Raw genomic sequence first — 25,454 nt, 5'->3', positions numbered from 1 at the left:
GGGGGGGGGGGCGGGGGGGGGGGGGGGGGGGGGGGGGGGGGGGGGGGGGGGGGGGGGGGGGGGGGGGGGGGGGGGGGGGGGGGGGGGGGGGGGGGGGGGGGGGGGGGGGGGGGTGGGTGGGGTTAGAGGGTGCAGTTGATGAGGACCGGTTCGGGGTGGAGGGTCACCGTGAAGCGGGCGTGGACGCCGTCGCGGATGTCGCGGGCCAGGGCGATCAGGGCCGCCGTGCTGGCGGTGCCGGCGCGGTTGGTCAGGGCGAGGGTGTGCTTGCCGGAGATGGCCACCCCCTCCGGGCCGGGGTGGCCCTTGGCGAAGCCGGCGCGGTCGATCAGCCAGGCCGCGCTGACCTTGACGGTGCCGCCGGCCCCCGGCCAGTGCGGCGGCTCACCGAGGTCGGCGGCGCGCTCGCGGAGCAGCTCGTAGCCCTCCCGGTCCAGCACCGGGTTGGTGAAGAACGAGCCCACCGACCACGTGTCCGGGTCAGCGGCGTCGAGCACCATGCCCTTGCCGGCCCGCAGTCGCAGCACGGTCGCCCGCGCGTCGGCCAGCGCCACCCGGTCGCCGACCTCGACGCCGAGCGTCCGGGCCAGTTCGGCGTAGCGGACCGGGCCGGACAGCGGGGACCGGGCGAGCCGGAAGTCGACCGAGAGCACCACCCAGCGCTCGCTGTACTTGAAGATGCTCGACCGGTACGCGAAGCCGCAGTCGGCCGCCTCGACCCGGCCCACGGTGTCGTCGGTGCGGTCGTACACCTGGACGCCGGTGATCGTCTCGGCCACCTCCTGGCCGTACGCGCCGACGTTCTGGATCGGGGTGGCCCCGGCGGACCCCGGGATGCCGGACAGGCACTCCAGCCCGGACCAGCCGTTGGCCACGGTCGCGGCGACCAGGTCGTCCCACGGTTCGCCGGCCTCCACTCGTACCGTGACGGTGTCGGCGTCCTCGGCGACGACCCGCAGCCCCCGGGAGCGCACCAGCACGACCGTGCCGGGGAATCCGGCGTCGCCGATCACCACGTTGCTGCCCCCGGCGAGGATCAGCACCTGATCGTCCCGCAGGCGCGCCTGCTGCACCTTTTGTACGATCTCCTCAGCGCTGGCAGCGGTCTCGACCCGCCCCGCCGCGCCACCGAGGCGCAGGGTGGTGTAACTCGCCAACGACGAGGGGTCGGCGGCGTGGGTCTCGGTGGCCGGCTGGGCACTAACGTCTGACACGCCTTTCACCCTAGGCTGAGGGGAAGCCGCGGCACCCACTGGTGGCCCGGTCGCCCGGGAGGATCCTGATGAGCAGACTGCACGGCACGAAGGACTTCTGGATCGGCGCGCTCCGGGCGGAGGGGCCCGCGTTCGCCGCCGCCGTCGCGGAAGCGCCTCCCGAGACACCCGTGCTCTCCTGCCCGGGCTGGACGATCAACGAGCTGACCCTGCACCTCGGCGACGTCTACCGCTGGGTGCACATCGTCGTCACTTCCGGCGGCACCGCCCGCCCGGAGCGCCCCGAGCCGGGCGAACTGCCCGCCGGGATGACGCCGTTCCAGTTCTGGCAGCACGGGTACGACCGGCTGATGACGGCCTTCGACGGGCTGGACCCGGAGGCGCCCGCGTGGAACTGGGCACCGCAGCCGAAGAAGGCGGGCTTCTGGCCCCGCCGGATGGCCCACGAGACCGCGGTGCACCGGTGGGACGCCCAGCTCGCCATCGCCGCCGGCGAGCCGATCGAGGCCAAGCTCGCGGCCGACGGGGTGAGCGAGGTGCTGGACACCTGGCTGCCCGCCGGCAAGCGGACGGCGACCGGCCAGTGGCACGGGGTCGTGCACCTCTCCGCGTCCGACGCCGGCCAGGACTGGTACCTGCGGCTGCGTGGCGGGGGCGTCGCGCTGCTGGACACCGCCACCATCCTCGACCACGACGAGCACCACGCCCGGGCCGAGGTCACCGGGACGGCCAGCGACCTGCTGCTGGCCCTGATGGGCCGGGTCAGCTTCGACACCCTCGGCGTGGCCGGGGACCGGGCACTCCTCGACGGCCTCCGCACCGGCTGACGCGCGGGCACCCCCCTTCGCTGGCGCGCACTTTCACGGAAAGAGTGGCCTTCCCGCCCCGGGAGGCCACTCTTTCCGTGTTTGAGGCGGGTGGGCGGGGCGGGGTGGGCGCGGGCGGGGTGGGGCCGGGGTGCACTGAGAGCGCTCTCTTGACATCCGGTGCGACAGAGACCACCCTCTTGTGAGAGCGCTCTCTCATGTCCGGTCGAGGCCGCCCCGTTCCCTGGTTCGCGGCTCGCCTGCCGGCAGGTCCACCCGTCCCACCACCCGCACGACCTGAGAGGGGTCCGAGAACAGATGGGTGTCTTCCCCCGCCGCCGCCTCGCGGCCATGGCCCTCGTCGCGGCCACCGCACTGCTCACCACCGCCGGCTGCGGCGGGAACGAGCCCGCCGAGGGCGGGCCGGTCACGCTGACCGTCGACGTCTTCGGCCAGATGGGCTACGAGGAGCTCTACCAGGAATACATGGCCGCCCACCCCGACGTGAAGATCGTCGAGCGCGGCACCGGCGGCAACCTCGACGAGTACTCGCCGAAGCTCACCCAGTGGCTCGCCGCCGGCAAGGGCGCCGGCGACGTGGTCGCCATCGAGGAGGGCCTGCTGGTCGAGTACAAGGCGAACCCACAGAACTTCGTCAACCTGCTGGACCACGGCGCGGCCGATCTCAAGGGCAACTTCCTGGACTGGAAGTGGAACCAGGGGCTGACCGCCGACGGCAAGCAGCTCATCGGTCTCGGCACCGACGTCGGCGGCATGGCGATGTGCTACCGCAAGGACCTCTTCGCCAAGGCCGGCCTGCCCACCGGGCGGGACGAGGTGTCCAAGCTCTGGCCCACCTGGCAGGACTACGTCGCCACCGGCGAGAAGTTCAAGGCCGCCAACACCGGGGCGTCGTTCCTCGACGCGGCGACCAACATCTTCAACACGATCGTGCTCCAGACCGCCGGCAACGCGCAGGGCTACCACTACTACGACACCGGCAACAACCTCGTGGTGGACAGCAACCCGGCCGTCAAGCAGGCCTGGGACACCACGATGGACATCATCGACTCGGGCCTGTCCGGCAAGTACGGCTCCTGGTCGGAGGAGTGGGTGTCGGCGTTCAAGCAGGCCAAGTTCGCCACCATCGCCTGCCCGGCCTGGATGACCGGCGTCATCGAGGGCAACGCCGGGCCGGCCGCCAAGGGCAAGTGGGACATCGCCCAGGTCCCCGGCAACGGCGGCAACTGGGGCGGGTCGTTCCTCGCCGTGCCGAAGCAGAGCAAGCACCAGGCCGAGGCGATCGCGCTGGCCAAGTTCCTGACCAGCGCCAAGGGCCAGATCGGGGCGTTCAAGGCCAAGGGCCCGCTGCCCTCGAACCCGCAGGCGCTGGACGACCCGGCGGTGGCCGACTCGAAGAGCGCGTACTTCTCCGACGCCCCGGTCGGCAAGATCTTCGCGGCCGGCGCCAAGAGCCTCAAGCCGGTCTACATGGGCCCGAAGAACCAGGCCGTGCGCACCGAGGTGGAGAACGCCGTCCGCACGGTCGAGCTCGGCCAGCGCAACCCGGGACAGGGCTGGACCGACGCGGTGGACAACGCCAAGAAGGCCGCCGCCAAGTAGGCCCTACCCAGGCGTGCGGGCGGGGCTCCGGGGCCCCGCCCGCGCCGTGGAAAGGAGTGACCGGGCCATGAGCGTCCAGCTCGACGCCCGGCCGCCGGCGACACCGGCGGCCCGGCGCACCGCCCGCCCAGGGAGGGCGTTCCGGCTCAGCCGGCTCGACGAGAAGTACTCCCCCTACCTCTACATCGCCCCGTTCTTCCTGCTGTTCGGCGTGTTCGGGGCGTACCCGCTGGCGTACACCTTCTGGGTCTCGCTGCACGACTGGGACCTGCTCGGCGCCGAGCACCCGTTCGTCGGGGCGGAGAACTACTCCCGGCTGCTGGCCGACGCCGACTTCTGGCACTCGGTGGTCAACACCCTCGGCATCTTCGTCATCTCCACCGTGCCGCAGCTGCTCGCCGCGCTCTGGCTGGCCAGCCTGCTCAACCGGCGGCTCCGGGCCCGGACCACCTGGCGGATGGCGGTGCTGGTCCCGAACGTCACCTCGACCGCCGCCGTGGCGATCGTCTTCGGGGTGCTGTTCGGCCGGCAGTTCGGCATGATCAACTGGCTGCTCGACCTGGTCGGCGTCGGCGCGATCGACTGGAAGGCGAACCGGTTCGCCTCCTGGGTGGCCATCTCCGCGATGGTCGACTGGCGGTGGACCGGCTACAACGCGCTGATCTTCCTGGCCGCCATGCAGGCCATCCCCGGGGACCTGTACGAGTCGTCGGCGATCGACGGGGCCAGCCGGACCCGGCAGTTCTGGTCGATCACCGTGCCGCTGCTCAAGCCCACGATCATCTTCGCGGTGATCGTCTCCACCATCGGCGGCCTCCAGCTCTTCACCGAGCCCCGGCTGTTCCACTCCGGCACCAACCCGATCCGGGGCGGACCCCTGCGCGAGTCGCAGACGATGACCATGTACATGTTCGAGAACGCCTTCGCGCCGCACTACAACTTCGGCTACGGCTCGGCGGTCGCCTGGCTGCTGTTCGCCCTGATCGCGATCGTCGCCGCGATCAACGTGGTGGTCCTGCGCCGGCTCGGCGGGACCGACCGGCCGGCGAGGGCCCGCCGGGTCCGGAAGGAGCGTTCCCGATGAACCGCCTCTGGTCCGCGAGCCGGCTCACCTACGCCGCGCTGGCCGCCTCCGCCCTTCTGTCGATCTTCCCGATCTACTGGATGTTCGTGGTGGCGAGCCGGTCCAGCGACGCGATGGGCCAGGTGCCGCCGCCGGTCACCCCCGGCGGCAACCTCGGTGCCAACATCGCCCGGCTCTTCTCGAACACCGACGCGTACTTCCTCACCGGCCTGATCAACTCGGCGATCGTGGCCGTCACGGTCACCGTCTCGGTGGTCTTCTTCTCCACCCTGGCCGGGTTCGCCTTCGCCAAGCTGCGGTTCCGGGGCCGCAACGCGCTGCTGCTGGTGATCATCGCGACGATGATGGTCCCCACCCAGCTCGGGGTGATCCCGCTGTACCTGCTGATGACGAAGCTGAACTGGAACGACCGGCTGCCGGCGGTGATCGTCCCGGCGCTGGTAACCGGGTTCGGGGTGTTCATGATGCGCCAGTACGCCGGGCAGGCCGTCAGCACCGAGCTGATCGAGGCCGCCCGGATGGACGGCTGCGGCACCGCGCGGGTCTACTGGAACGTGGTGCTGCCCGCGCTGCGTCCGGCCGCCGCCGTCCTCGGCCTGCTGACGTTCATGACCACCTGGAACGACTTCCTCTGGCCCTACGCTGTCCTCAACGACCCGGAGAATCCGACCGTGCAGCTCTCGCTGCGGGCGCTGTCCGACGGGTACTACCAGGACATGTCGCAGGTCTTCACCGGCACGGCCATCGCGACCCTGCCCCTGTTGCTGGTCTTCGTCCTGTTCGGCCGCCAGATCATCGGCGGGATCATGGAAGGTGCGGTCAAGGCGTGAGCGCGAGGAGTGAGCCGATCCTGCGAGCCCCGCAGTCGCGAACGAAAGAGGTCGAAGCGTGAGCGAGCTCCGATTCCCCGAGAACTTCGTCTGGGGCGCGGCCACCGCGGCGTACCAGATCGAGGGTGCGGCCCGCGACGACGGTCGCGGCGCGTCCATCTGGGACACCTTCAGCCGTACGCCGGGCAGGGTCTTCGCCGGGCACACCGGCGACGTCGCCTGCGACCACTACCACCGGTACGCCGACGACGTGGCCCTGATGGCGGAGCTGGGGCTGGGGGCGTACCGGTTCTCGGTCGCCTGGCCACGCGTCCAGCCCGACGGCACCGGCCCGGTGAACCCGCGCGGCCTGGACTTCTACGACCGGCTGACCGACGCGCTGCTCGACCAGGGCATCGACCCGATCGTCACGCTCTACCACTGGGATCTGCCGCAGGCCCTGGAGGACCGGGGCGGCTGGACCAGCCGGGAGACCGCCGAACACTTCGCCACGTACGCGGCGGCGGTGTACGGCCGGCTCGGCGACCGGATCCGCACCTGGACCACGCTCAACGAGCCGTGGTGCTCGGCCTACCTCGGTTACGGCAACGGGGTGCACGCCCCCGGCGTCCGGGACCCGGGGGCGGCCTTCGCCGCCGTACACCACCTGCTGCTCGCGCACGGCCTCGCGGACCGGGCGCTGCGGGCGGCCGGCGCGGAGGTCGTCGGGATCACCCTGAACCCGGTCGACGTGCAGCCGGCCGACCCGGACAGCGCGGCGGACGCCGCCGCGGTCCGACTGGTCGACGGGTTGCAGAACCGGATCTTCCTGGACCCGCTGACCGGCGCCGGGTACCCGGCCGACGTGCTGGAGCACGTCTCCCGGATGGTCGAGCCGACGTTCATCCGGGACGGGGACGAGAAGCTGATCGCCGTCCCGATCGACCTGCTCGGGATCAACTACTACGCGCCGACCTACGTGGCGGGCCGGCCGGACGGCGGCGGAGGCGGGGCGTACCCGGGCACCGAGGGGGCGGTGGAGTTCCTGCCGCCGACCGGGCCGCTGAGCGACATGGGCTGGGCGATCGAGCCGGCCGGGCTGACCCGGCTGCTGGAGCGGCTCGCCGCCGACTACCCGGGCCTGCCGCTGATGATCACCGAGAACGGCGGGGCGTTCCCGGACCGGACCACCGAGGAGACGCCGGGCGCGGCTGGGCCGGCCGGGGCCGCCCGGGTGGCCGACGCCGACCGGATCGCCTACCTCGACGGGCACCTGCGGGCCGCGCACGAGGCCATCGGCCGGGGAGTGGACCTGCGCGGCTATCTCGTATGGTCGTTGTTGGACAACTTCGAGTGGGCCGAGGGGTACCGCAAGCGGTTCGGGATCGTCCACGTCGACTACCTGACCCAGCGGCGCACACCGAAGGCCAGCGCCCGGTGGTACCAGGAGGTGATCTCCCGGAACGGGCTGTGACGAGGCGGTGAGTACGGGGATGACGACGGCCCAGCGGCCGACCCTGGAGGCGGTGGCCCGGCGGGCCGGCGTGTCCCGGGCGACTGTCTCGCGGGTGGTGAACGGTTCCACGACCGTCGCCGAGCCGATCCAGGAGGCGGTCCGCCGCGCCGTGGCCGAGCTGGGGTACGTGCCGAATCTGGCCGCCCGCAGCCTGGTCACCCAGCGGACCGACTCGGTCGCCCTGGTCCTGCCCGAGGAGGCGACCAGGGTGTTCTCCGACGACCAGGTGTTCCCGAGCATCATCCGGGGGGTCGCGCAGGAGCTGGAGGCGGCCGACAAACAGCTCGTGCTGATGCTGGCGGGCTCGCCGGCCGGGCACGCCCGGGTGGAGCGGTACACCACCGGACGGCACGTCGACGGAGTGGTCTTCGCCTCGCTGCACGGCGCCGACCCGCTGCCGGCGAAGCTGGCCCAGCTCGGCATCCCGGTGGTGTGCAGCGGCCGGCTGCTCGGCGACGTCGGGGTGCCGTACGTCGACGTCGACCACGTCGGCGGGGTGACCCGGGCGGTGCGGCACCTGCTCGACTCGGGGCGGCGGCGGATCGCCACCATCGCCGGGCCGCAGGACATGTTCGCCGGGGTGGAGCGGCTCACCGGGTACCGGAAGGCGGTCGCCGCAGCCGGCCTGCCCGAACTGGTGGCGTTCGGCGACTTCACCCGCGAGTCGGGAGCGGCGGCGATGCGCCAGCTCCTGGACGCCCACCCCGACCTGGACGCGGTCTTCGCCGCGTCGGACCTGATGGCGCACGCCGCCATGCGGACGCTCCGCGAGGCGGGGCGGCGGGTGCCCGCCGACGTCGCGATGATCGGGTTCGACGACATCGAGACCGCCGCGTACACCGACCCGCCGCTGACCACGGTGCGGCAGCCGATACTGGAGCTGGGCCGGGAGGCGACCCGCCAGCTGCTGCGGATCACGGCCGGCGAGGACGTCGAGCCGGCCCTCGTCCTCCCCACCGAGCTGGTCGTCCGCGCCTCCGGCTGAGGGACGGAGCAGGGCGCCGCGCCCAGGCAGTGGCGCGGCTGCCCGCTCGCCCCTCGGCCGCGCCGGCGGGACGCGGTCGGGCGGTAATGGCCTGGCGGCCCGGCGGGCGGGGCACTAGCGTCGCGCGGATGAGCGATCACGTGGCGCTGGTGCGCGTACCCGAGCTGTCGGACGTCGCCGAGTACGCGTACGCGGCTACCGTCGACCCGCCGGCCCGGCTGGTCTTCACCGCCGGGGCCTGCCCCCTGGACGCCGAGGGGCGCACGGTCGCGCCGGGCGACCCGGCGGCGCAGGCCCGGCAGGTGATGGCCAACCTGGAGGCCGCGCTCGCCGCCGCCGGGGCCCGGCTCGCCGACGTCGTCAAGACCACGGTGTACGTCGCGTCGCCCCGGCAGGCCGACCTGGTGGCCGCGTGGGAGGTGGTCCGGGACGCGTTCGGCGATCACGACCCGCCGAGCACCCTGCTCGGGGTGGCCGTGCTCGGCTATTCCGACCAGCTCGTCGAGGTGGAGGCGGTCGCCGCCGTCCGGGGCCGGACCCGGTGACGGTCCGCGGCGCCCGGCCCGGCGCGGGGCCGGCCTACGCGAGCTGCCCTGACGACCCGCGCGCCGCGCAGACCCCGGCGAGCAGGTAGCGGTCGGCGTCCCCGGCGATCGTCGCCGTCCCGCCGACCAGCGTCCAGCCGGCCGGGAGGCGGAGCCAGGCCACGCTGACCCCGTGGTCGGCGCCGATCGCGCCGCCCTCGGCGGGTACGGCCGGGGCGACCCGTCCCTGGCCCGGTGCGGCGAACCGGGGCGTCACCGCGACGAACCGGGCGAGGGCGGCGCTGGTCGGCAGGCTGAACACCCAGACGTCCTCGTCGGGGTACGGCCCGCCGCCCAGCTCGGCCACGCAGGCGGAGTCGCGGCCGGCGGGGCCGCGCCCAGCCGCGTCGGACGGCGCGTCGCCGGGGTTCAGCAGGACCGTGGTGCGGGGGCCGGTCAGGGGCGACGCGGGCGGCCCGCCCGACGGGGGCCGGGCGGTGCCCGCCTCGCGCCTGGCCGCGCCCGGGGCCAGGCCCGCGGCCCCGAGCACCGTCATGCAGGCCGTGGTCACCGCGACCGCGAGCCGGAGCCGGTCAGCTTCCACGCGACGCACCCCTGACGCTTTCGTCCCTTTTGCGGCTTTACCGGTCAGGGTACGTTCTCCGGGCCCTCCCTGCCCGGAGACGCGGCGACTAGATCTCCATGTCAGCGCTCCCCTACGGGCCGGGGCGGCGCGCCGGCGGGCTGGTCGAACGGGTCGGACAGCCCGCCGGGCCGGCGCGGCTCCGCCACGCTCTGGCCGAGGGAGCGGCGGGCGAGCAGGGTGGCGCCCGCCACCGCAGCCGGCATGATCAGCACCGCGCCGAGCGGGATCAGGAAGCAGACGAAGACGGCCACCCCGAAGCCGAGTGCGGTGGGCCGGTCGGCCTTCAGCAGGGCCCGGCGGTCCGGCAGCCGCATGCCGCGCCGGTAGAACGGCGCCCCGGTCAGCTCCAGGGCGAGGAACCAGCCGCCGACCGCCGCCCCGATCACCGGCACGACGGTCTGGCCGACCACCGGGATGAACCCGGCCGCGAAGAGCGGGATGCCGACCAGCACGGAGATCGCGACCAGTCGCAGCGAGTCCACGACGCTGCGACGCAGCGATCCCCAGAACGGCACCTCCACCGCGCCGGGCGTCCCCCCGTACCGCTCCTCCACCCGCTCGGAGATCTTCTCGTAGAACGGGTCGCCGATGACCAGGGTGACCGCGGTGAAGGTGAGCACCCCGAGCAGCCCGCCGAGCCCGAGGAAGGCCAGGCCGGCGATCACCCGGACCAGGCTGCGGGCGGTGGTCGACCAGTCGTCGGCGAACGGCGTGACCAGCGCCGCCAGGTCGTCCACGAAGTAGACCAGGGTGGCGAACGCTCCCACGAACAGCGCCCCGGAGAGCAGCGCCGGGACGATGCCGAGCAGCATCAGGCCGGGGCTGCGGACGTAGAGGCCGATACCGCGCAGGAGCAGTCCGACCCCGGAGAAGAACCGACCGACGGCGCCGGTCACCGGCGCGGTGATGCTGCTGGGTACGTTCACGACCGCTGAGCCTAACGGCGACCGGCCCGCTCGGCCCGCCGTCCCGTCCCGACACAATGGGTGGGTGCGGGCCTCGCGGTTGATCTCGTTGGTGCTGTTGCTCCAGTCCCGGGGGACGATGACGGCCGCCGAGCTGGCCCGGGAGCTGGAGGTCTCCGAGCGGACCGTGTACCGGGACGTGCTGGCGCTCTCCGCCGCCGGGGTGCCGGTCTACGCCGACCGGGGGCGGGCCGGCGGCTACCGGCTGCTCGGCGGGTACCGGACCCGGTTGACCGGGCTGACCCGGGACGAGGCGGAGGCGCTCTTCCTGGCCGGGCTGCCCGGGCCGGCCGGGGACCTGGGGCTGGCCGACGCGGTCGCGTCCGCCGAGCTGAAGGTGCTGGCCGCGCTGCCGCCCGCGCTGCGCGACGCGCCGGCCCGCATCGGGCAGCGGTTCCACCTCGACGTGCCCGGCTGGTTCCGGGACGCGACGCCGCCGCCGTGGCTGGCCGAGCTGGCCCGGGCCGTCTGGCGGGACCGGGTCGTCGAGCTGCGCTACCGGCGCGGCGAGCGGGAGGTCGTCCGACGGGTGGAGCCGTACGGGCTGGTGCTCAAGAGCGGGGTCTGGTACCTGGTCGCCCGGGTCGGCGACGACACCCGGACGTACCGGGTGGACCGGGTGGTCGACGTGCTGGCGGGCGAGGAGCCGTTCGACCGGGACCAGGGCTTCGACCTGGGTGGCCACTGGCAGGACCAGGCCGAGGCGTTCCTGCGGAGCATGCAGCGGGCCGAGGTCGGCGTCCGGCTCAGCCCCGCCGGCCTGCGCGCGCTCCGCCGGGCCCCGGAGGCCCCCTTCGGGTACGCCGAGGCGACCCGCGCCGCCGGCGAGCCCGACGGGCGGGGCTGGGTGGTCACCCGGCTGCCCGTCGAGTCCGTCGAGGTGGCGTACGAGCTGCTGCTGCGGCTCGGGCCGGAGGTGGAGGTGCTCGACCCGCCCGAGCTGCGGGAGCGGGTGGCCGGGGCCGCCGCCCGGCTCGCCGCGCTGTACGGCGGGCCGGGCGGCGGGGCGCAGTGACCGGGGCGACCGGCGGGAGGGTCGGGACGGTCAGCGGTAGTCGGCGACGTCGCCCGGCTTGCCGCCGTCCACCACCTCGCTGATGTAGCGGAAGCCGTCCGGTTGGCTGCCGTCGAGGTCGGTGAAGCCGTACACCCGGGCCAGCTCGCCGCTGGACACGGACTTCCCGTTCCAGCGGGCCCGCCCGGAGTCGGCGGCCAGCGCGGCCACCGCCCGCCCGACGTACGCCGGGGTCTCCGAGATGAGGAAGTGCGGGTCCTTCGCCGCGCCGTCGCGCCAGTTCTCCTCGGTCACTCCGAAGTGCTCCAGCATGAACTCGGACCGGATCCAACCGGGGGTGAGCGCGACCGCCGTGCAGTCGTGCGGCCCCAGCTCGTGCGCCTGGGTGAAGGCGAGCCGGTTGACGCAGGTCTTGGCCAGGTCGTAGAAGACCGACAGCCGGTAGTGGGCGTCGTTGTACTCCCGGGTCCCGTCGCCGATCTCCACCACCAGTCCGCCGGGGCGGCGGATCAGCAGCGGTAGGGCGAAGTGACTGGTGACGATGTGGGTGTCGACCGCCAGCCGCAGGGTGCGGAAGCCGGGCTCCAGCGGCTGCTCCCAGACCGGCTTCTCCCAGGTGACCAGGTGGTCGGCGCCCCAGATGTCGTTGACCAGCACGTCGAGCCGGCCCTGCTCGGCGTCGATCCGGGCCACCAGGTCGCGGACCTGGTCCGGGACGAGATGGTCGACCCGGACGGCGATGCCGGTGCCGCCGGCCGCGGTGACCAGCTCCGCGGTCTCCTCGATGGTCTCCGGCCGGTCCAGCTCCGAGCGCCCGGCGCGGCTGCTGCGGCCGGTGGCGTACACCGTGGCCCCGGCGGCGCCGAGCTGCACCGCGATCTGCCGGCCGGCGCCCCGCGTCGCCCCGGCGACGAGCGCGATCTTCCCTGACAGGGGTTTCGTCGTCATGCGCTCGACCCTGACAGCGATACCTGACAGCCGAAGTCCGGTTTCGCGAACGGGTGTCCTGCGGCATGCTCGGCGGCATGCACCTGCTGCTCTCCGGCATCGTCGGCTCGGTCGCGTACGGGCTGGCCAGGCCCGGATCCGACGTCGACCGGATCGGGGTGTACGCCGCGCCGACGGTCGCCTTCCACGGGCTGCGCCCACCCCGCGAGTCGGTGGTCACCACCGACCCGGACGTCACCCTGCACGAGGCCGGCAAGTACGCCCGGCTGGCGCTGACCGGCAACCCGACCGCCACCGAGCTGATGTGGCTGCCGGACGACTGCTACGAGACGCGCACGGAGCTGGGCGACCGGCTGGTCGCCATCCGCTCGGCGTTCCTGAGCGCGCCCCGGGTCCGCGACGCCTACCTGGGGTACGCCACCCAGCAGTTCCGCAAGCTGGCCTCACGGAGCGACGGGACGTTCTCGGCCGACACCCGGCGGCGGACGGCCAAGCACGCCCGGCACCTGGCCCGGCTGCTGCACCAGGGCCGGCTGCTGCACGCCACCGGCGTCCTGGAGATCCGGCTGGCCGACCCGGAGTGGTTCCGGGCGTTCGGCGAGCGGGTGGCCGGCGGCGAGCTGGACGAGGCGCGGGCCCTGCTGGCCGCGACGGAGCGGGACTTCGACACCACCCGCACCCCGCTGCCCGACCGGCCGGACGGGGCCGTGGTCGAGCGTTGGCTGCTCGACGTGCGGGCCGCCCACCTGCCGCCGGAGCTGTCCGGCCGCTGACCGCCGCCCCCGGCCGCTCCGACGCGCCCGGCGGGCCGGATCGGTCGCCACGGTCGATGACGAGTCACCAGCCCAGCGCCATGATCGTCCGCACCCGCGGCTGCTCGTACCGGTCGCGCTCAGTCCGCCAGCCGGACCCGTACTACCCGTTGAGGAAGGTCGAGATCCGCTCCCGCAGGTCGGCGCGTTCCGACCAGAGCACGCCGGGGCGGTCGTACACGTGCAGAGTGGCCCGGGGCAGGGCGGCGGCGAGCTGCTCGGCGACCTCGACCGGGTGCAGGTCGTCGCCCGCGCAGGCGAGCACCAGGGCGGGGACGTCCACCGCCGCCAGCTCCGCCCGGTCGTCGAGCGGAACCTGGTCGGGCAGCGCGGCCAGACCCGCCGCGAGGCCGTCGCGCAGGAGCTGGTCCAACCGCTGTCGCAGGTACGCCCACCCGGCCGGGGTGTTGCGCACGGCCGGCGGCAGCTCCACCACGACCGCGTCGGCGACTGCCGAGGCGTCGCCGCTCTCCACCGCGTCGAGCAGGTCGGTGATCCGGTCCTGGGCCACCGGACCCCGGGGCCGGTCGAGCGCCGCCGGGAGGAAGAAGACCAGCCGCTCGAAGCGCTCCGGGCTCTCGGCGACCAGCCGGCAGAGCGCGCCCGCGCCGAGGCTGGCCCCGAACGCCCGGGTGGCCCCGCCGAGGTCGGCGACGGCCCGCAGGTCGCGGGCGAGGTCCAGGTAGCTCCACGGGCCGGGCGGCGCGTCGGAGCGGCCGTGCCCGCGGAACTGGAAGAAGACCTTCCGACCGGTGACGCCGCTGCCGAACGGGCGGGTGGTGGCGATGCCGTTGCCCAGCCCGTGCGCGAACACGGTGACCGGGTCGCCGACGCCGGTGACCAACTGTTCGAGCCGGACCCCGTGCGGGGTGGTGACCAGGTCGGTCTCCGGCTCGGGCAGGGCGGGCCGGCCGGTGCGCGGGGCGCCGGGGCCCGGGCCCCAGGTCCGTGGCCCGCCGTCCGGCGGCGGTGGCCAGCGGAACCCTCTCACCAGGACGATCCCCGGCCGTCGTGCAGGTCGCGCAGCCCGGCCCGGACGTCGAGCAGGTAGATCAGGGCGGCGGCGACGCCGATCAGGCCGAAGATGTTGAGCACGTTGTTGGTCAGCAGGGTGAGCACCAGGCAGACCGCGAGGATGGCGATCCACCCGCCCTTGGGCAGGGTGCCGATCGCGGCGAAGCCCTCGCCGCGCTGGGTGATCGCGTGCACCAGTGCCACCCCCTCGATGACGAGGGCGAACACCAGCAGCAGCATGGTGATCCAGTACTGGACCTGGAAGGCGAAGATCGGCGCGGCGTTGGCCATGCCGGCAAGCTTATGCCGACGACCCCGGATCCGTCCGTCAGGACGCATCCGGGGTCGTGCCGCACGGTGTGGGCGGGGTGGGCTACTCGGCGGCCGGGCGGGGGCGCCGGGTGGCCTTCGGCAGCTTGGCCGACGGGGTGTCGGTGCTGGTCTGCTGGGCCGTCTTGCCGGTCGCCTTGGCCGCGGTCGCCCTGGTGGCCCGGGTCCGCGGGGTCTTCGCGGCGGCCGACTTGGCCTGCACGACCTCGGCCACGTCGGCCGGGGTCGGGACCTCGGTCCGCGCCTCCGCCGGGGTCGGGGCCTCGGTCCGCGCCTCCGCCGGGGCCTCGGTGCCCGCCGGGGCGGGCGTCGGGGTGGCCGCCGGGGTCGCGGTCAGCTCCGCCTCGGTCGCCTCGATGTCGGCGTCGACCGTGTCGGCGGCCTCCAGCACCCCGGCGCCGACCACCCGCTCGCCCCGGGCGACCAGTTCGGCGTACGCGGCCAGGGCCCGCACCTGGGCGGCCTGCGCACCGGCGACGACGACGGCGGCGTTGCGGGTGGCCAGCTCGCGGATCCGGTCGAGATCGGCGGCCTCACGCAGCCGGTTCAGGTCGGCGGCCTCGCGCAGCCGGTTGACGTCGGCGGCCTCACGCAGCCGGTTCAGCTCGGCCTGGACGCCCTTGTCCCGCAGGTCGGCGGCGGTCTGGTTGGCGCTGCGCAGCGTCTCGGTGGCCTTCTGGCGCAGCTCGAAGCCGGTCACGACGGCCTTGCCGCCGAGGTCGGCGACGACCTTGCCGCCCAGTTCGGTGACGACGGCCGGCAGCTTGCGCAGTTGTTCGAGCGCCAGGTCGCCGGCGCCGGCGGCGGCGTAGAGCGGGGCCGGGATGCGGTTGGTCTTCGGCTGGGTCATGACTTCTCCTCCTCGACCGCGGCGGCGGTCCTGTCCTCGTCGACCGCTGCGGCGGTCTTCTCGGCCGCCTGCTGGGCGGCCTTCCTCGTGGGGCTGCTGCTGGGCGGGGCGGGCGCCGGGCCCGCCTCGGTGACGGCGACCGACTCCAGGACCGCCTCGGTCGGAGTGCCGCCCGGCGTGGTGGGCCCGGTCGCGGCCGGGGTCACCGTGGCGGGGGCCTGCGGCGCGCCGGCCGGTGCCGACGCCGTCATCCCCGCCGGGGATCCGGTGGGTTCGCCGCCCGGGGCGCCGGCAGCGCCGGAGGCGGGGGCCGTGGGCTCGGCGGCGGCGGCCGACGCTGCGGCGGCCGTCGCCTCGGCGAGCCGGGCGTTCTCCCGGCGGAACGTCTCGTAGATCTGGGTGAGGGACTGCTTCTGCGCCATGGTCAGGTCGGGATCGACCGCGATGGCGGCGAGCACACCCTGCCCCTCCCTGTCGTCGAGCAGGCCGGCCCGCAGGTACATCGCGGGGGTGGAGACCCGCAACGCGCTGGCGAGCTGCTGGAGCACCTCCGCGCTGGGCCTGCGCAGGCCCCGCTCGATCTGGCTGAGGTACGGGTTGCTCACGCCCGCCTGCTCGGCGAGCTGCCGCAACGAGATCTTGGCGTTGCGGCGCAGGTCACGGATGAACCCGCCGACGTCGGGTAGGTCCTTGGGGCTGGCCATGGCCCCACGCTAACCGGCTCCGCTAGCTCCTGCAAGCAAAATGCTAACCAGAGTTAGCGAGGTCTCAGAACCGGTTGCGTGCCGCCTGTCCGGTCCGTACCTTTTCCCGTCGTGACGAAGATCGAGATCAACGGCGCGAACCTCGCATACGACGACACCGGCAGCGGAGCCCCCGTCGTGCTGCTGCACGCCGGAATCGCCGACCGGCGGATGTGGCGGGAACAGGTGCCCGCCCTGGCCACCCGGCACCGGGTGATCACCGTGGACCTGCGCGGCTACGGCGACTCCGAACTTCCCCCCGACCCGTTCGCCCACCACGACGACGTCGTCGGGCTGCTGGACGCGCTGGACCTGCCCCAGGCCGCGCTGGTGGGCTGTTCGTTCGGCGGAGCGGTGGCGACCGACACCGCCCTGGCGCACCCGGGACGGGTCCGCGCGCTCGCCCTACTCGGCACGGCGATCGGCGGCAACGAGTGGTCCGAGGAGGCCAACGACCTCTGGGACGGCCTCGTCGGCGAGACCGACCCCGAGGACTTCGCGGCCGGCGCGGCCGGTGAGGTGCGGTTCTGGGTGGTCGGCCCGGGCCGCCGTCCGGAGGACGTCGACCCGGCACTGGTCCGGTTCGCGGAAGAGATGGACCGCCGGGCGCTCGCCGCCGAGCTGGCGCTGAGCGCCGTGGACGTGGCCGAACTCGACCCGCCCGCGATCGAGCGGCTCGGCGAGCTGCGCGTACCGGTGCTGGTGGCCGCCGGAGCGGCCGACGTGCCGGACATCCGCCGGCTCGCCGACCGGATCGCCGCCGAGGTGCCCGGCGCGGTCCGGCTGCCGGACGTCCCGGACGCCGGCCACCTGCTCCCACTGGAGCGCCCGGACGCCGTCAACCCCGCCCTGCTCGAATTCCTGAGGTGAGCCTCGACCTCCTGGAGTGAGCTGGACCTATTCGGGTGAGGAAGGGGTCCCGCGCCGACGCCGGCGAGGGTCCTCTTCCCGCCCGGTCACCAGAGCGGGCGGACCGCTCCGACCGGGAGGCCGCCGCCGAGCAGCGGCAGCTCGGCGTACTCGTCGAGGACCGGCGCCCGGGCGCCCAGCCGGCGCAGCGCGGAGACCAGGACCGGCATCCGGGCCCGCGTCGCCCCGTCGTCGATCTTCACGGCGACCGCGCCGACGCCCGGCAGCGCGGCGGCGATCACCCCCTCCGCTCCGATCTTGGCGAGCGTGCCGGGCAGGCCGCGCATCAGCCGGCTGTCCTCGGCCCAGGTGCCGCCCACGACCTCCGGGTACGCCCGCATGGCGTCCGCGACCGTCCGCTCCGCCGAGCCGGGCTCGCCGGTTACCAGCCGCAGGAACGCCCGGGCCAGCCCGGTCAGCGAGACGGCGAGCACCGGGGCCCCGCAGCCGTCCACCCCGACGGCCGCCACCCGCTCACCGGTGAACTCCTCGACGGCCGCCCGCAGCCGCTGCTGCAACGGGTGTTCCGGCCGCCAGTAGCCCTCCCGGGACCAGCCGGCGGCCAGGCAGGTGAGCACCATGCCGGTGTGCTTGCCGGAGCAGTTCATCCGGGCCCGGGTGGGCCCGTCGCCGGCCCGCAGCACGGCCTCCCGGGCCAGCTCGCCGAGCGGCAGGTCGGGCGGGCAGCCGAGGGCGGACTCGTCCAGCCCGGCGGCGGCCAGCAGCGCGCCCACCCGGGCCACGTGGAAGTCCTCCCCCGCGTGACTGGCCGACACCAGCGCCACGTCGGCCGGGTCGCTCAGCGCCAGCCCGGCGCGGAGCATCCCGATCGCCTGCATCGGCTTGCTCGCCGAGCGGGGGAAGATCGGGGAGGTGACGTCCCCGGCACCGGCCACCGGCGCGCCGGCCGCGTCGAGCACCGCCACCGAGCCGTGGTGCAGCCCCTCCACGAAGCCCGAGCGGACCACCTCGGCGAGCGGCACGCCGCCCTCGTACGTCGTTCTCACGACGTGGACGGTACCGACGGGCCGGCGGCGGCCGGAACGCGGGTGAGCAGGCCGGCTGCCCGGCCGACGACAGGGGCGCGGGCCGAAGCGGGACTTACCGGCGGGAGCCGGCGCCGGCCGCACCCCGCCTCGCCACGGCCGGCGCGGGCCGAACAGGTCGCGGAGGACGTGGTCAGGCCAGGCCGAGCAGCTCGCGGGCCGCCGCCGTGGTCAGCGGCGGGCGCTGGGCGAGCTGGGCGAAGCCGACCGCCCGCGCGACGAGCTGCATGTTCGACTCGACCGGCTGCCCCTTGGCGTACGTGACGGTGTCCTCCATCCCGACCCGCAGGTGCCCGCCGGCCGACAGCGAGGCCAGCATCACCGGGATGCTGCTGCGGCCGATGCCGGTGGCCGAGAACGTGGTTCCCGCCGGCAGGTCGCGCAGCGCCTGGTGGGCGGCGACCAGCGCCGACGTGGTGCCCGGCATGCCGCCCGGCACCCCCATCACGAAGTCGACGTGCACGTGCCCGCCGTGCGGCAGGCCGTACCTGCCGAGCAGGCGCTGAAGGGCGGTCAGGTGACCGAGGTCGAAGATCTCGTACTCCGGCACGATGCCGCGCTCCTGCATCCGGGTGTGCAGGTCGACGATGAACTCCCAGCGGTTGAGGAAGACGTCGTCGCCGAAGTTGAGCGTGCCCATGGTGCAGGAGGCCATGTCCGGCCCGGCGTCCAGCACGGCCAGCCGGTCGGCCTCGGGGTCGGTCACCGCCCCGCCGGAGGAGAGCTGCACGACCAGGTCGGTGTTCTCCCGCAGCGCGGCCACCGTCTCCCGCAGCCGCCCCTGGTCGAGGGTGGGCCGCGCGTCGCCGTCACGGATGTGGACGTGGATCACGGCGGCCCCGAGCGCCTCGCACTCCTTGGCGGTCAGCAGCAGCTCGTCGAGGGTCACCGGCAGCGCCGGGACCTCCGCCTTCGCCGACTCCGCGCCGGTGGGGGCAACCGTGATCAACGTCCCTGTCGTCATGCCGGCGATCCTAGACGGCCCACCCGGCCGGGTCGAGCGTCGAACTGAACGCCGATTCAGGCCGGGTCGATCGCGGCGGCGGTCCCGCCGACCAGGAGGCGGGCGTCGTCTGCGACGTTGCGCTTGACCACCGCCAGGGCGACCTGGCCCAGCTCGTGGTGGTGCACGGCGGTGCCGACGAAACCGACCGCCCGGCCGTCCAGGGTCACCGGGGTACCGGCGGCCGGCGGCTGGTCGGTGGTCACCCCGTCCAGGTGCAGCAGTACGAGGCGACGCGGCGGCCGGCCCAGGTTGTGCACCCGGGCGACGGTCTCCTGGCCCCGGTAGCAGCCCTTGTCCAGGTGCACGGCCGGTGCGATCAGGTCCACCTCGGCCGGAATGGTCCGGTGGTCGGTGTCCACCCCGACCCGGGCCCGCCGGGCGGCCACCCGGATCGCCTCGTACGCCCACAGCCCGACCACCGGCACCCCGGCCCCGCGCAGCTCGGCGACCACCTGGTCCATGGCCGGCCGGGGCACCAGCAGGTCCACGCCGAGCGGGCCCCGGCGGGCCCACCCGCCGATCGGCAGCGACGCGACGGCGTACCGGACGGTCGGCCGGGGCGGCAGCTCGCCGGAGCGGAACTTCGGGCCCGGCACCCCGACGGTGTCGGGCCCGGCCAGCCCGGTCACGCCCAGCGTGCCGAGCGCGCCGGTCGCCTCCGGGCCGACCAGGGAGAGCAGGGCGTGCTCTCCGGTGGCGTCGCGCGGTTCGACCCGGCTGAAGAACCGCATCTTCTCCAGGTAGGTGAGCAGCCCCTCGGTGGCTCCCGGCTCGGTGTCCAGCCAGGTGGTCTCGCCGTCCTCGGCGACCATGGCGTGCTGCTCGACGTGGCCGTGCGGGGAGAGCACCAGCAACTCCGTGCCCTCGCCGGCGGTCAGCGTCGCCAGGTGCTGGGTGGTGAGGGTGTGCAGCCAGCCGATCCGCTCCTCACCGGGCACGGCGACGATCCCCCGGTGCGACCGGTCGACCAGGCCCACGGCGGTGTCGAGGACGCGCTGCTCCCGCATCGGGTCCCCGTAGTGGGCGGCGACCCCGCGCACCCCGGCCGCCCGGTGCGCCGGCTCCGGCTGGTCCCGCGTCTGCTCGTCGATGGCCTCGGCCGCGATCGCGCCCGCGATGTCGATCATTTCCGCTCCCCGTCCTCGCAACGACCGCAGACGCCGAAGAGCGCCACGTGCCCGATGTCCACCCGGAACCCCCGCTCGCCGACCAGCCGGTCGGCGAGCGGCCGGAGCAGCTCCCGGTCGATCTCGTCGATCGCGCCGCACTCCCGGCAGACCAGGTGGACGTGCTGGTGTTCCCCGGCCGCGTGGTAGGTGGGCGAGCCGTGCGAAAGGTGGGTGTGGGTCACCAGGCCGAGACGTTCCAGCAGTTCCAGCGTCCGGTAGATGGTGGTGATGTTGACTCCGGCGGCGACCTCGCGGACGGCACCGTGCACCTGCTCCGGTGTGGCGTGCCCGAGGTCCAGCACCGCCTGGAGGATCAGCTGCCGCTGCGCCGTCAGCCGCAGCCCACGGGCGCGGAGCACTTCCGCGAGGGAGGATTCGGACACCCTCCGATCATAGTTCGCCCCCGCGCCCCACCCCCGGACCACGCCCCACCCCCGTCCCCCAGCCACCCACCCGTTCCCGTTGATCAAGAGGTTCGCGTCCCCGGGAACGCTCCAACGTGACACGAACCTCTTGATCAACCCGGTGTGCCCGGGAGGGGGCGGGTGGGGTGGGGTGGGGTGGGTTAGCCGGCTGTGCGGAGGAGGCGGGCGGAGAGGTGGGGGGTCAGGGGGTGGCCGACGGCGGCCATGTCCTGGGCGTACAGCAGGGCGCCCTCGACAATGCCGAAGAGCCGGTGCCCGGCGGTGACCTCCTTGGCGGTGGAGGTGCGGACCACGGCGTCGGTGACGAACTCGAGCTGGGTGCCCTTGCGCTTGCCGATGTGCAGCTCCATCACGCCGGTCGGCACGGACATCAGGGCCTCCAGCTCGTCGGTGGCCCGGCCGTCGCCGTCGAGCACCGGACGCCACCAGCCCACCTCCCGGCCGCCGGGGCGCACCGGCCGGCTCTCCTCGTCGAGGACCCAGGCCCGCGACTCGTAGAACAGGAACGGCCGGCCGTCGTGGCTGATCCGGATCTCCTGGGCGTAGTCGAAGTCCTCGATGGTCGGGTAGCCACCCCGGCCCCGGCCCCGCCACACCCCCACGTAGGGCAGCAGTCCGTCCAGTGCGGGGTGCAGCTTCGGGCCCACCCGCAGGTCGTGGCTCTCCTCGTACGGGTACGGGTCGACCGGGGGCGCGTTCAACCACGGCGGCTGTAGGGGATTCTCGTCGCTCACCGAACTGCCTCCGTTCGCGACTGCGGGGCTCGCAGACCCGGCTCACTCCTCGCGCTCACCAACGTCCTCTCGACATGCGTACGGCAAGGTAGACCAGGCCGCCGGCGAGCGCGCCGAGGCCGGCGACCAGCAGGCTGACGAACCCGATCTCGGTAACCATCCGGGCCATCCTATGCTGGCGCCATGGCCCGTACTCTCGTCGTCAAGGTCACCGCCGGCGCGGACGCGCCGGAGCGGTGCGCACAGGCCTTCACCGTCGCCGCCACTGCGGCGGCTGCCGGGGTGGACGTCTCGCTCTGGCTCACCGGGGAGTCGACCTGGTTCGCGCTGCCCGGCCGGGCGCAGGAGTTCCAGCTACCGCACTCCGCGCCGCTGGCCGAGCTGCTGCACGTGATCATGAGCACCGGCCAGGTGACGGCCTGCACCCAGTGCGCGGCCCGCCGGGACATCGGCCCGGGCGACGTGCTGCCGGGGGTGCGCATCGCCGGGGCGGCGGTCTTCGTCGAGGAGGCCATGACCGAGGGGGCACAGGCGCTGGTCTACTGACAGACCTCCCGACCGGCCCGCCCGGCAGGGCCGACGCGCGCGGGCGGGTCAGGGGGCGCAGGAGGTGGAGGCGGTGAGTTCGTCGCCGAGCAGGGCGACCGTGACCGCGTCCTGGCGGTAGGCGTACGCCTCGGGGGTGTCGACCAGGACGGCGTCGCGGGCGAGCGCGGCGAGCGCACGGGACGGGGCCTCCGGGGCGGGATCGAGGGTGGCGCGGGCGGTGCGCGCCTGACGATCGCCGCCGCCGGGGCAGGGCGCGGCCAGCAGTTGCGGCTCGGGGGCAGCGGCCGGCCGCTGCGGCGGGACAGTCGGGCCGCCGAGCGCCCGCAGCGCGGCGGCGAGGGCCTCGGCCTCCGGGCCGCCCTGGGCGGCGGGCGGACGATACCCGGCACCGACCGGGCGGCACCCGGTGCGGACGGTCAGCCGGACCAGCCCGTCGCCGGCCGGCCGCCCCGCCACGAGCACGAACTCCCCCGCGTCGGCCCTCAGCCGGGGTCCGTCGCCGGTCACCCGGACGCCGGCCCGCCAGCCCGCCGGAAGCCGGTCGGCGATCTGGGTGAGCACCGCGCGCGGGTCCGCGCCGGGGTCGGCGACCTCCACGGCGCGCTCCAGCGTCGCGCCGTCCAGCAGCGGGGTCACCCGGCAGCCCGTCTCGATCCGGTCCGGCGCGAGCGCGACGACCCGGTCGCCGGCCGCCGCGACCAGCTCACCCACCGCCCGGTCGACCACCGGACCGGCCTGGGCCAGGGTGCGCTGCTCTCGGACGGTCGGCCCGTCGTCGCGGACCGACACCCAGGTGAGCGCGCCGAGCAGCACCGCCCAGGCCACGGTCACCACGAGGAGCCACCGGGACCGCCCTCGGGTGGGCGTCGGCTCGTCGGGACCGGTCTGCGGGGCGTATCCCGCCTGGACAGCACCACTCACCCGCTTATCGTGTCACGCGGGGTCTCCGCCCCCGTCGGCACGCCGGCTCGCCGGGCGGCGAGGGGGCGATCGACCCAACGGCCAGCACCTGAGACGCCCATTCCCTCGGCTGCGACGGCGCGGAGGCAGCCTGCCACCACGGCGCAGCGAGGGAGGCCACGGTCTGCTGGACCAAGCGCGAGCTTGCGGGCGACACCCGGGCAGGGCGTCACCGCATCCGGCGGGTGGGCCACCCCGCGACCGCATCTCATGAGCTCGCCCGGACCGGGTACGGCTCGGGCCGGTCACCCCCGTGGGGGCGACCGGCCCGAGCCGACGCGCAACGGTCCGGTGTCAGGAAGGAAGCCTTCCGCGCACCTCAGGCGACCGTGACAGCTACCTCGTTGATCCCGCGCGCGGCGGCGACGCTGGTGTCGCCGTTGCCGTGCCGGGAGAGCGCCCGCAGCGTCCAGTTGCCGGGCGCGGCGAAGAAGCGGAACTGGCCGGCCGGCGAGGTGACCACCTCGGCGGTGAACTCACCGGTGGAGTCGAGCAGCCGGACGTACGCGCCCGGGACGACCTCGCCGGCCTCGGACCGGACGACGCCGGTGATGACGGTCTCCTTCTCCAGGTCCAGGCTGGCCGGCAACGGGGCGGCCTGGTCGGGTGCGGCGCACCCGGCAGCGGTGGGAGCGGTCATGACTCAGGCCTCCCCGGGCTCGTCGCCGAGCGCGACCGGCACGCCGACCAGCGAGCCGTACTCGGTCCAGGAACCGTCGTAGTTCTTCACGTTGGGGTGGCCGAGCAGCTCCTGGAGCACGAACCAGCTGTGCGAGGAGCGCTCGCCGATCCGGCAGTACGCGATGGTCTCCTTGCCGTCGTCCAGCCCGGCGGCGGCGTAGATCCTGCGCAGCTCGTCGTCGGACTTGAAGGTGCCGTCCTCGTTGGCCGCCTTGGACCACGGCACGCTGATCGCGGTGGGAATGTGGCCGGCGCGCTGCGCCTGCTCCTGCGGCAGGTGGGCGGGGGCGAGCAGCCGGCCGGCGAACTCGTCGGGGCTGCGCACGTCGACCAGGTTCTTGGTGCCGATCGCGTCGACGACCTCGTCGCGGAAGGCGCGGATCGTGTTGTCCGGCTCCTGCGCGACGTACTCGGTCCTCGGCCGGGTCACCGCGCCGGTGACCAGCGGGCGGGCGTCCAGCTCCCACTTCTTGCGACCGCCGTCGAGCAGCTTGACGTCGCGGTGGCCGTAGAGCTTGAAGTACCAGTACGCGTACGCGGCGAACCAGTTGTTGTTGCCGCCGTACAGCACGACGACGTCGTCGTTGCCGACGCCGCGCTCGGAGAGCAGCGCCTCGAACTGGTTCTTGTTGACGAAGTCCCGGCGGACCTGGTCCTGGAGGTCGGTCCTCCAGTCCAGCTTGATCGCGCCGGCGATGTGGCCGGTGTCGTAGGCCGAGGTGTCCTCGTCGACCTCGACGAAGACGACGCCCGGGGCGTCGATGTTCTTCTCGGCCCATTCGGCCGAGACGAGCGCGGTGTCGCGACTCATCAGATCACTCCCTGGTGAGGATGGATGGTGAGCCTGCGCGAGGGGATCGAAGTATGTGACTATCGCACCACGCGCGAGACCCAAAGGGAAGGACGGGATCACGGGTTCGTGCGACGGCGCCGCTGCCGGGCGAAGAGGGGGAAACACCGGAGGGTACGCAGACCCTGTGGCCGGTTGCCGCCGTCAGGCGGCCGAGGACAGCCCCGCCGTCAGATGACGGGGCGACACAGGCAGGTGGCCACGCGGCACAGGTCGACCGCGCGCCGTTTGGTGAGGAGCGTCCCCATGAGCAGGGAGCCTACCAGCCGTCCCGGGGAGCGCCACCGGCCCGACCAGCATCCGGGACGGCCATCCCGGCTGGTCGAGGCCGGTCCGGTCCGGACCCAGGCGGCTCAGCCGGCCGAGTTGATCGGGACGTCCTTCGCGGCGGCGGTCACCGCGAGCCCCTCGGGCAACGGCCTGACCTCGCGCACGACGAGCTGGAACGGCAGTTCGGGCAGGGGAACGTCGATCGAGAGGCCCTTGGCGTAGTTGTTGAGCAGGGTCCGGGCCAGCGGGATGTTCGGCAGCCCCTCGGCGTCGAGGTCGTTGAAGCCCAGCGACACCTGCCCCTCCTTGCCGACCGTCACCTCGGCGGTGCCGGTGACGGTGAGCTTCTGCCCGAGGATGTCGACCGGCGCGGTGACGGCGAGCTTGCCGTCCCGCTCGCCGAGGGTCAGTCCGGGCCGGTCGAGGAGCTTGGCCAGGCTGTCGTAGGTGATGGTGCCGGTGCCGTCGACGGTCTCGGCGACCACGTCGCCCCGCTGGGTGCGCAGGGTGTCCAGGGAGGCCCGCACGTTGCGGGCGTCGACGTCCAGCGCCGGCAGGCTGACGGCGTCGCCCCGCACCGAGCCCCGCACGTCGCGCAGCTTGATGGAGATCCGCTCGTACCTGCCGTCGAGCACCTGGGTGAGGAAGGGGAAGCCGCCCACCTCCACCTCGGGCGCCGAGGACTGCGCCTCCTGCTTGGCGACCTCCTGGCGGACCTGGTCGGCGATGGCCCGCTCGGCGACCCCGGCGGCGATCCGGTCGGCGGCCACCAGCAGCCCGGCCAGGAGCACCAGCAGGACCAGGAGCGTGATGAGCACCTTGCGCCCACGTCGCCGGGGGCGCTCCTCGTGCGCCGGGTAGGCCTCCGTCACGCCCGCCTCCTTCTGTCCTGGCCGGCCCCCGGAGGGACGCCGACGCTCCGGTGCTGCTGCCCTGCGGCGCACCGCACAGTACCCGGACGGGGAAGCCCT

Annotated in this window: 30 protein-coding genes; 11 read left to right on the top strand and 19 right to left on the bottom strand. The window is 74.2% G+C overall.

Going from position 1 to position 25,454, the window contains the following annotated elements; genetic code table 11:
- Positions 1 to 122: 122 nt before the first annotated feature.
- A complete protein-coding gene (locus C5N14_RS01230) occupies positions 123 to 1,214 on the bottom strand; it encodes a UDP-N-acetylmuramate dehydrogenase (protein ID WP_117664931.1) in 1,092 nt (363 codons plus the stop codon).
- A 68-nt stretch (positions 1,215 to 1,282) separates the two neighbouring features.
- Here C5N14_RS01230 and C5N14_RS01225 point away from each other — a divergent pair, with 68 nt between their 5' ends.
- From C5N14_RS01225 to C5N14_RS01195, 7 genes are all read left to right on the top strand, one after another.
- Entirely contained in the window at positions 1,283 to 2,041 is a 759-nt protein-coding gene (locus C5N14_RS01225) for a maleylpyruvate isomerase family mycothiol-dependent enzyme (RefSeq protein ID WP_117664930.1), read from the top strand.
- Positions 2,042 to 2,338: 297 nt separating this feature from the next.
- The gene (locus C5N14_RS01220; RefSeq protein WP_117664929.1) at positions 2,339 to 3,643 is read left to right on the top strand and encodes an extracellular solute-binding protein; all 1,305 of its coding nucleotides are present in this window, start codon (positions 2,339 to 2,341) and stop codon (positions 3,641 to 3,643) included.
- Positions 3,644 to 3,710: 67 nt separating this feature from the next.
- Positions 3,711 to 4,727 (top strand): carbohydrate ABC transporter permease, encoded by a 1,017-nt coding sequence (locus tag C5N14_RS01215; RefSeq protein ID WP_117664928.1) that lies wholly within the window; start codon positions 3,711 to 3,713, stop codon positions 4,725 to 4,727.
- A complete protein-coding gene (locus tag C5N14_RS01210) occupies positions 4,724 to 5,557 on the top strand; it encodes a carbohydrate ABC transporter permease (protein WP_117664927.1) in 834 nt (277 codons plus the stop codon). Before C5N14_RS01215 ends, C5N14_RS01210 begins: the two co-directional genes overlap by 4 nt.
- 58 nt (positions 5,558 to 5,615) lie before the next feature.
- A complete protein-coding gene (locus tag C5N14_RS01205; RefSeq protein WP_117664926.1) occupies positions 5,616 to 7,010 on the top strand; it encodes a GH1 family beta-glucosidase in 1,395 nt (464 codons plus the stop codon).
- A 19-nt stretch (positions 7,011 to 7,029) separates the two neighbouring features.
- On the top strand, positions 7,030 to 8,037 hold the full coding sequence (locus tag C5N14_RS01200) for a LacI family DNA-binding transcriptional regulator (RefSeq protein ID WP_117664925.1): 1,008 nt from the start codon (positions 7,030 to 7,032) through the stop codon (positions 8,035 to 8,037).
- 128 nt (positions 8,038 to 8,165) lie between these two features.
- Positions 8,166 to 8,582, top strand: a complete 417-nt coding sequence (locus tag C5N14_RS01195) for a RidA family protein (protein ID WP_117664924.1) — start codon at positions 8,166 to 8,168, stop codon at positions 8,580 to 8,582.
- Positions 8,583 to 8,616: 34 nt separating this feature from the next.
- Here the strand turns inward: C5N14_RS01195 and C5N14_RS01190 are convergent, their stop codons facing one another.
- Positions 8,617 to 9,165 (bottom strand): hypothetical protein, encoded by a 549-nt coding sequence (locus C5N14_RS01190; protein WP_117664923.1) that lies wholly within the window; start codon positions 9,163 to 9,165, stop codon positions 8,617 to 8,619.
- A 101-nt stretch (positions 9,166 to 9,266) separates the two neighbouring features.
- The gene (locus C5N14_RS01185) at positions 9,267 to 10,133 is read right to left on the bottom strand and encodes an EI24 domain-containing protein (protein ID WP_243639020.1); all 867 of its coding nucleotides are present in this window, start codon (positions 10,131 to 10,133) and stop codon (positions 9,267 to 9,269) included.
- A 64-nt stretch (positions 10,134 to 10,197) separates the two neighbouring features.
- Between C5N14_RS01185 and C5N14_RS01180 the strand changes: the two genes are divergently transcribed.
- On the top strand, positions 10,198 to 11,187 hold the full coding sequence (locus C5N14_RS01180; RefSeq protein WP_117664922.1) for a YafY family protein: 990 nt from the start codon (positions 10,198 to 10,200) through the stop codon (positions 11,185 to 11,187).
- A gap of 30 nt (positions 11,188 to 11,217) precedes the next feature.
- Here C5N14_RS01180 and C5N14_RS01175 read toward each other — a convergent pair whose 3' ends face one another.
- The gene (locus C5N14_RS01175) at positions 11,218 to 12,135 is read right to left on the bottom strand and encodes an SDR family oxidoreductase (protein WP_117664921.1); all 918 of its coding nucleotides are present in this window, start codon (positions 12,133 to 12,135) and stop codon (positions 11,218 to 11,220) included.
- 77 nt (positions 12,136 to 12,212) lie between these two features.
- On the opposite strand from C5N14_RS01175, the gene C5N14_RS01170 reads away from it, so the two are divergent.
- Positions 12,213 to 12,908: a DNA polymerase beta superfamily protein gene (locus tag C5N14_RS01170; RefSeq protein ID WP_117664951.1), complete on the top strand. Its 696-nt coding sequence runs from the start codon at positions 12,213 to 12,215 to the stop codon at positions 12,906 to 12,908.
- A gap of 142 nt (positions 12,909 to 13,050) precedes the next feature.
- On the opposite strand, the gene C5N14_RS01165 is transcribed toward C5N14_RS01170, so the two are convergent.
- The 4 genes from C5N14_RS01165 to C5N14_RS01150 form a co-directional block, all read right to left on the bottom strand.
- Positions 13,051 to 13,938, bottom strand: a complete 888-nt coding sequence (locus C5N14_RS01165) for an alpha/beta fold hydrolase (RefSeq protein ID WP_117664920.1) — start codon at positions 13,936 to 13,938, stop codon at positions 13,051 to 13,053.
- On the bottom strand, positions 13,935 to 14,252 hold the full coding sequence (locus C5N14_RS01160; protein WP_117664919.1) for a DUF2516 family protein: 318 nt from the start codon (positions 14,250 to 14,252) through the stop codon (positions 13,935 to 13,937). Before C5N14_RS01160 ends, C5N14_RS01165 begins: the two co-directional genes overlap by 4 nt.
- 82 nt (positions 14,253 to 14,334) lie before the next feature.
- The gene (locus C5N14_RS01155) at positions 14,335 to 15,141 is read right to left on the bottom strand and encodes a hypothetical protein (RefSeq protein ID WP_117664918.1); all 807 of its coding nucleotides are present in this window, start codon (positions 15,139 to 15,141) and stop codon (positions 14,335 to 14,337) included.
- Complete coding sequence (locus C5N14_RS01150) at positions 15,138 to 15,845, bottom strand: helix-turn-helix domain-containing protein (RefSeq protein ID WP_117664917.1); 708 nt, start codon at positions 15,843 to 15,845, stop codon at positions 15,138 to 15,140. Before C5N14_RS01150 ends, C5N14_RS01155 begins: the two co-directional genes overlap by 4 nt.
- A gap of 111 nt (positions 15,846 to 15,956) precedes the next feature.
- Here C5N14_RS01150 and C5N14_RS01145 point away from each other — a divergent pair, with 111 nt between their 5' ends.
- A complete protein-coding gene (locus C5N14_RS01145) occupies positions 15,957 to 16,754 on the top strand; it encodes an alpha/beta fold hydrolase (RefSeq protein WP_207892574.1) in 798 nt (265 codons plus the stop codon).
- 86 nt (positions 16,755 to 16,840) lie between these two features.
- On the opposite strand, the gene C5N14_RS01140 is transcribed toward C5N14_RS01145, so the two are convergent.
- The 6 genes from C5N14_RS01140 to mtfM all read right to left on the bottom strand — a co-directional run bounded on the left by C5N14_RS01140 (position 16,841) and on the right by mtfM (position 21,333).
- Complete coding sequence (locus C5N14_RS01140; protein ID WP_117664915.1) at positions 16,841 to 17,800, bottom strand: asparaginase; 960 nt, start codon at positions 17,798 to 17,800, stop codon at positions 16,841 to 16,843.
- A gap of 172 nt (positions 17,801 to 17,972) precedes the next feature.
- The gene (locus C5N14_RS01135) at positions 17,973 to 18,803 is read right to left on the bottom strand and encodes a 3-keto-5-aminohexanoate cleavage protein (protein WP_117664914.1); all 831 of its coding nucleotides are present in this window, start codon (positions 18,801 to 18,803) and stop codon (positions 17,973 to 17,975) included.
- Positions 18,804 to 18,859: 56 nt separating this feature from the next.
- Entirely contained in the window at positions 18,860 to 19,972 is a 1,113-nt protein-coding gene (locus C5N14_RS01130; protein ID WP_117664913.1) for a folate-binding protein YgfZ, read from the bottom strand.
- Positions 19,969 to 20,397, bottom strand: a complete 429-nt coding sequence (locus C5N14_RS01125) for a Fur family transcriptional regulator (RefSeq protein WP_117664912.1) — start codon at positions 20,395 to 20,397, stop codon at positions 19,969 to 19,971. Before C5N14_RS01125 ends, C5N14_RS01130 begins: the two co-directional genes overlap by 4 nt.
- Before the next feature lie 182 nt (positions 20,398 to 20,579).
- The gene (locus C5N14_RS01120; RefSeq protein WP_117664911.1) at positions 20,580 to 21,173 is read right to left on the bottom strand and encodes an FABP family protein; all 594 of its coding nucleotides are present in this window, start codon (positions 21,171 to 21,173) and stop codon (positions 20,580 to 20,582) included.
- A gap of 55 nt (positions 21,174 to 21,228) precedes the next feature.
- Positions 21,229 to 21,333, bottom strand: a complete 105-nt coding sequence (mtfM, locus tag C5N14_RS33915; RefSeq protein WP_036376929.1) for a small membrane protein MtfM — start codon at positions 21,331 to 21,333, stop codon at positions 21,229 to 21,231.
- Between the two features lie 23 nt (positions 21,334 to 21,356).
- Here mtfM and C5N14_RS01115 point away from each other — a divergent pair, with 23 nt between their 5' ends.
- The gene (locus C5N14_RS01115) at positions 21,357 to 21,719 is read left to right on the top strand and encodes a DsrE family protein (RefSeq protein ID WP_117664910.1); all 363 of its coding nucleotides are present in this window, start codon (positions 21,357 to 21,359) and stop codon (positions 21,717 to 21,719) included.
- A 48-nt stretch (positions 21,720 to 21,767) separates the two neighbouring features.
- Here the strand turns inward: C5N14_RS01115 and C5N14_RS01110 are convergent, their stop codons facing one another.
- From C5N14_RS01110 to C5N14_RS01095, 5 genes are all read right to left on the bottom strand, one after another.
- Positions 21,768 to 22,643, bottom strand: a complete 876-nt coding sequence (locus C5N14_RS01110; protein WP_117664909.1) for a hypothetical protein — start codon at positions 22,641 to 22,643, stop codon at positions 21,768 to 21,770.
- Positions 22,644 to 23,001: 358 nt separating this feature from the next.
- On the bottom strand, positions 23,002 to 23,322 hold the full coding sequence (locus C5N14_RS01105) for a DUF1416 domain-containing protein (protein ID WP_117664908.1): 321 nt from the start codon (positions 23,320 to 23,322) through the stop codon (positions 23,002 to 23,004).
- 3 nt (positions 23,323 to 23,325) lie between these two features.
- A complete protein-coding gene (locus C5N14_RS01100) occupies positions 23,326 to 24,174 on the bottom strand; it encodes a sulfurtransferase (RefSeq protein ID WP_117664907.1) in 849 nt (282 codons plus the stop codon).
- A gap of 209 nt (positions 24,175 to 24,383) precedes the next feature.
- Positions 24,384 to 24,461, bottom strand: coding sequence for an Ms5788A family Cys-rich leader peptide (locus C5N14_RS34050; protein WP_311202345.1), 78 nt, complete (start codon positions 24,459 to 24,461; stop codon positions 24,384 to 24,386).
- A gap of 105 nt (positions 24,462 to 24,566) precedes the next feature.
- The gene (locus C5N14_RS01095) at positions 24,567 to 25,355 is read right to left on the bottom strand and encodes a DUF2993 domain-containing protein (protein WP_117664906.1); all 789 of its coding nucleotides are present in this window, start codon (positions 25,353 to 25,355) and stop codon (positions 24,567 to 24,569) included.
- Between the last annotated feature and the right edge of the window lie 99 nt (positions 25,356 to 25,454).

Origin of the sequence: Micromonospora sp. MW-13, assembly GCF_003434305.1 — a bacterium.
GTDB lineage: Bacteria > Actinomycetota > Actinomycetes > Mycobacteriales > Micromonosporaceae > Micromonospora.
Note: the sequence above shows the minus strand (reverse complement) of the source record. Positions and strands in the feature narration are given on the sequence as shown.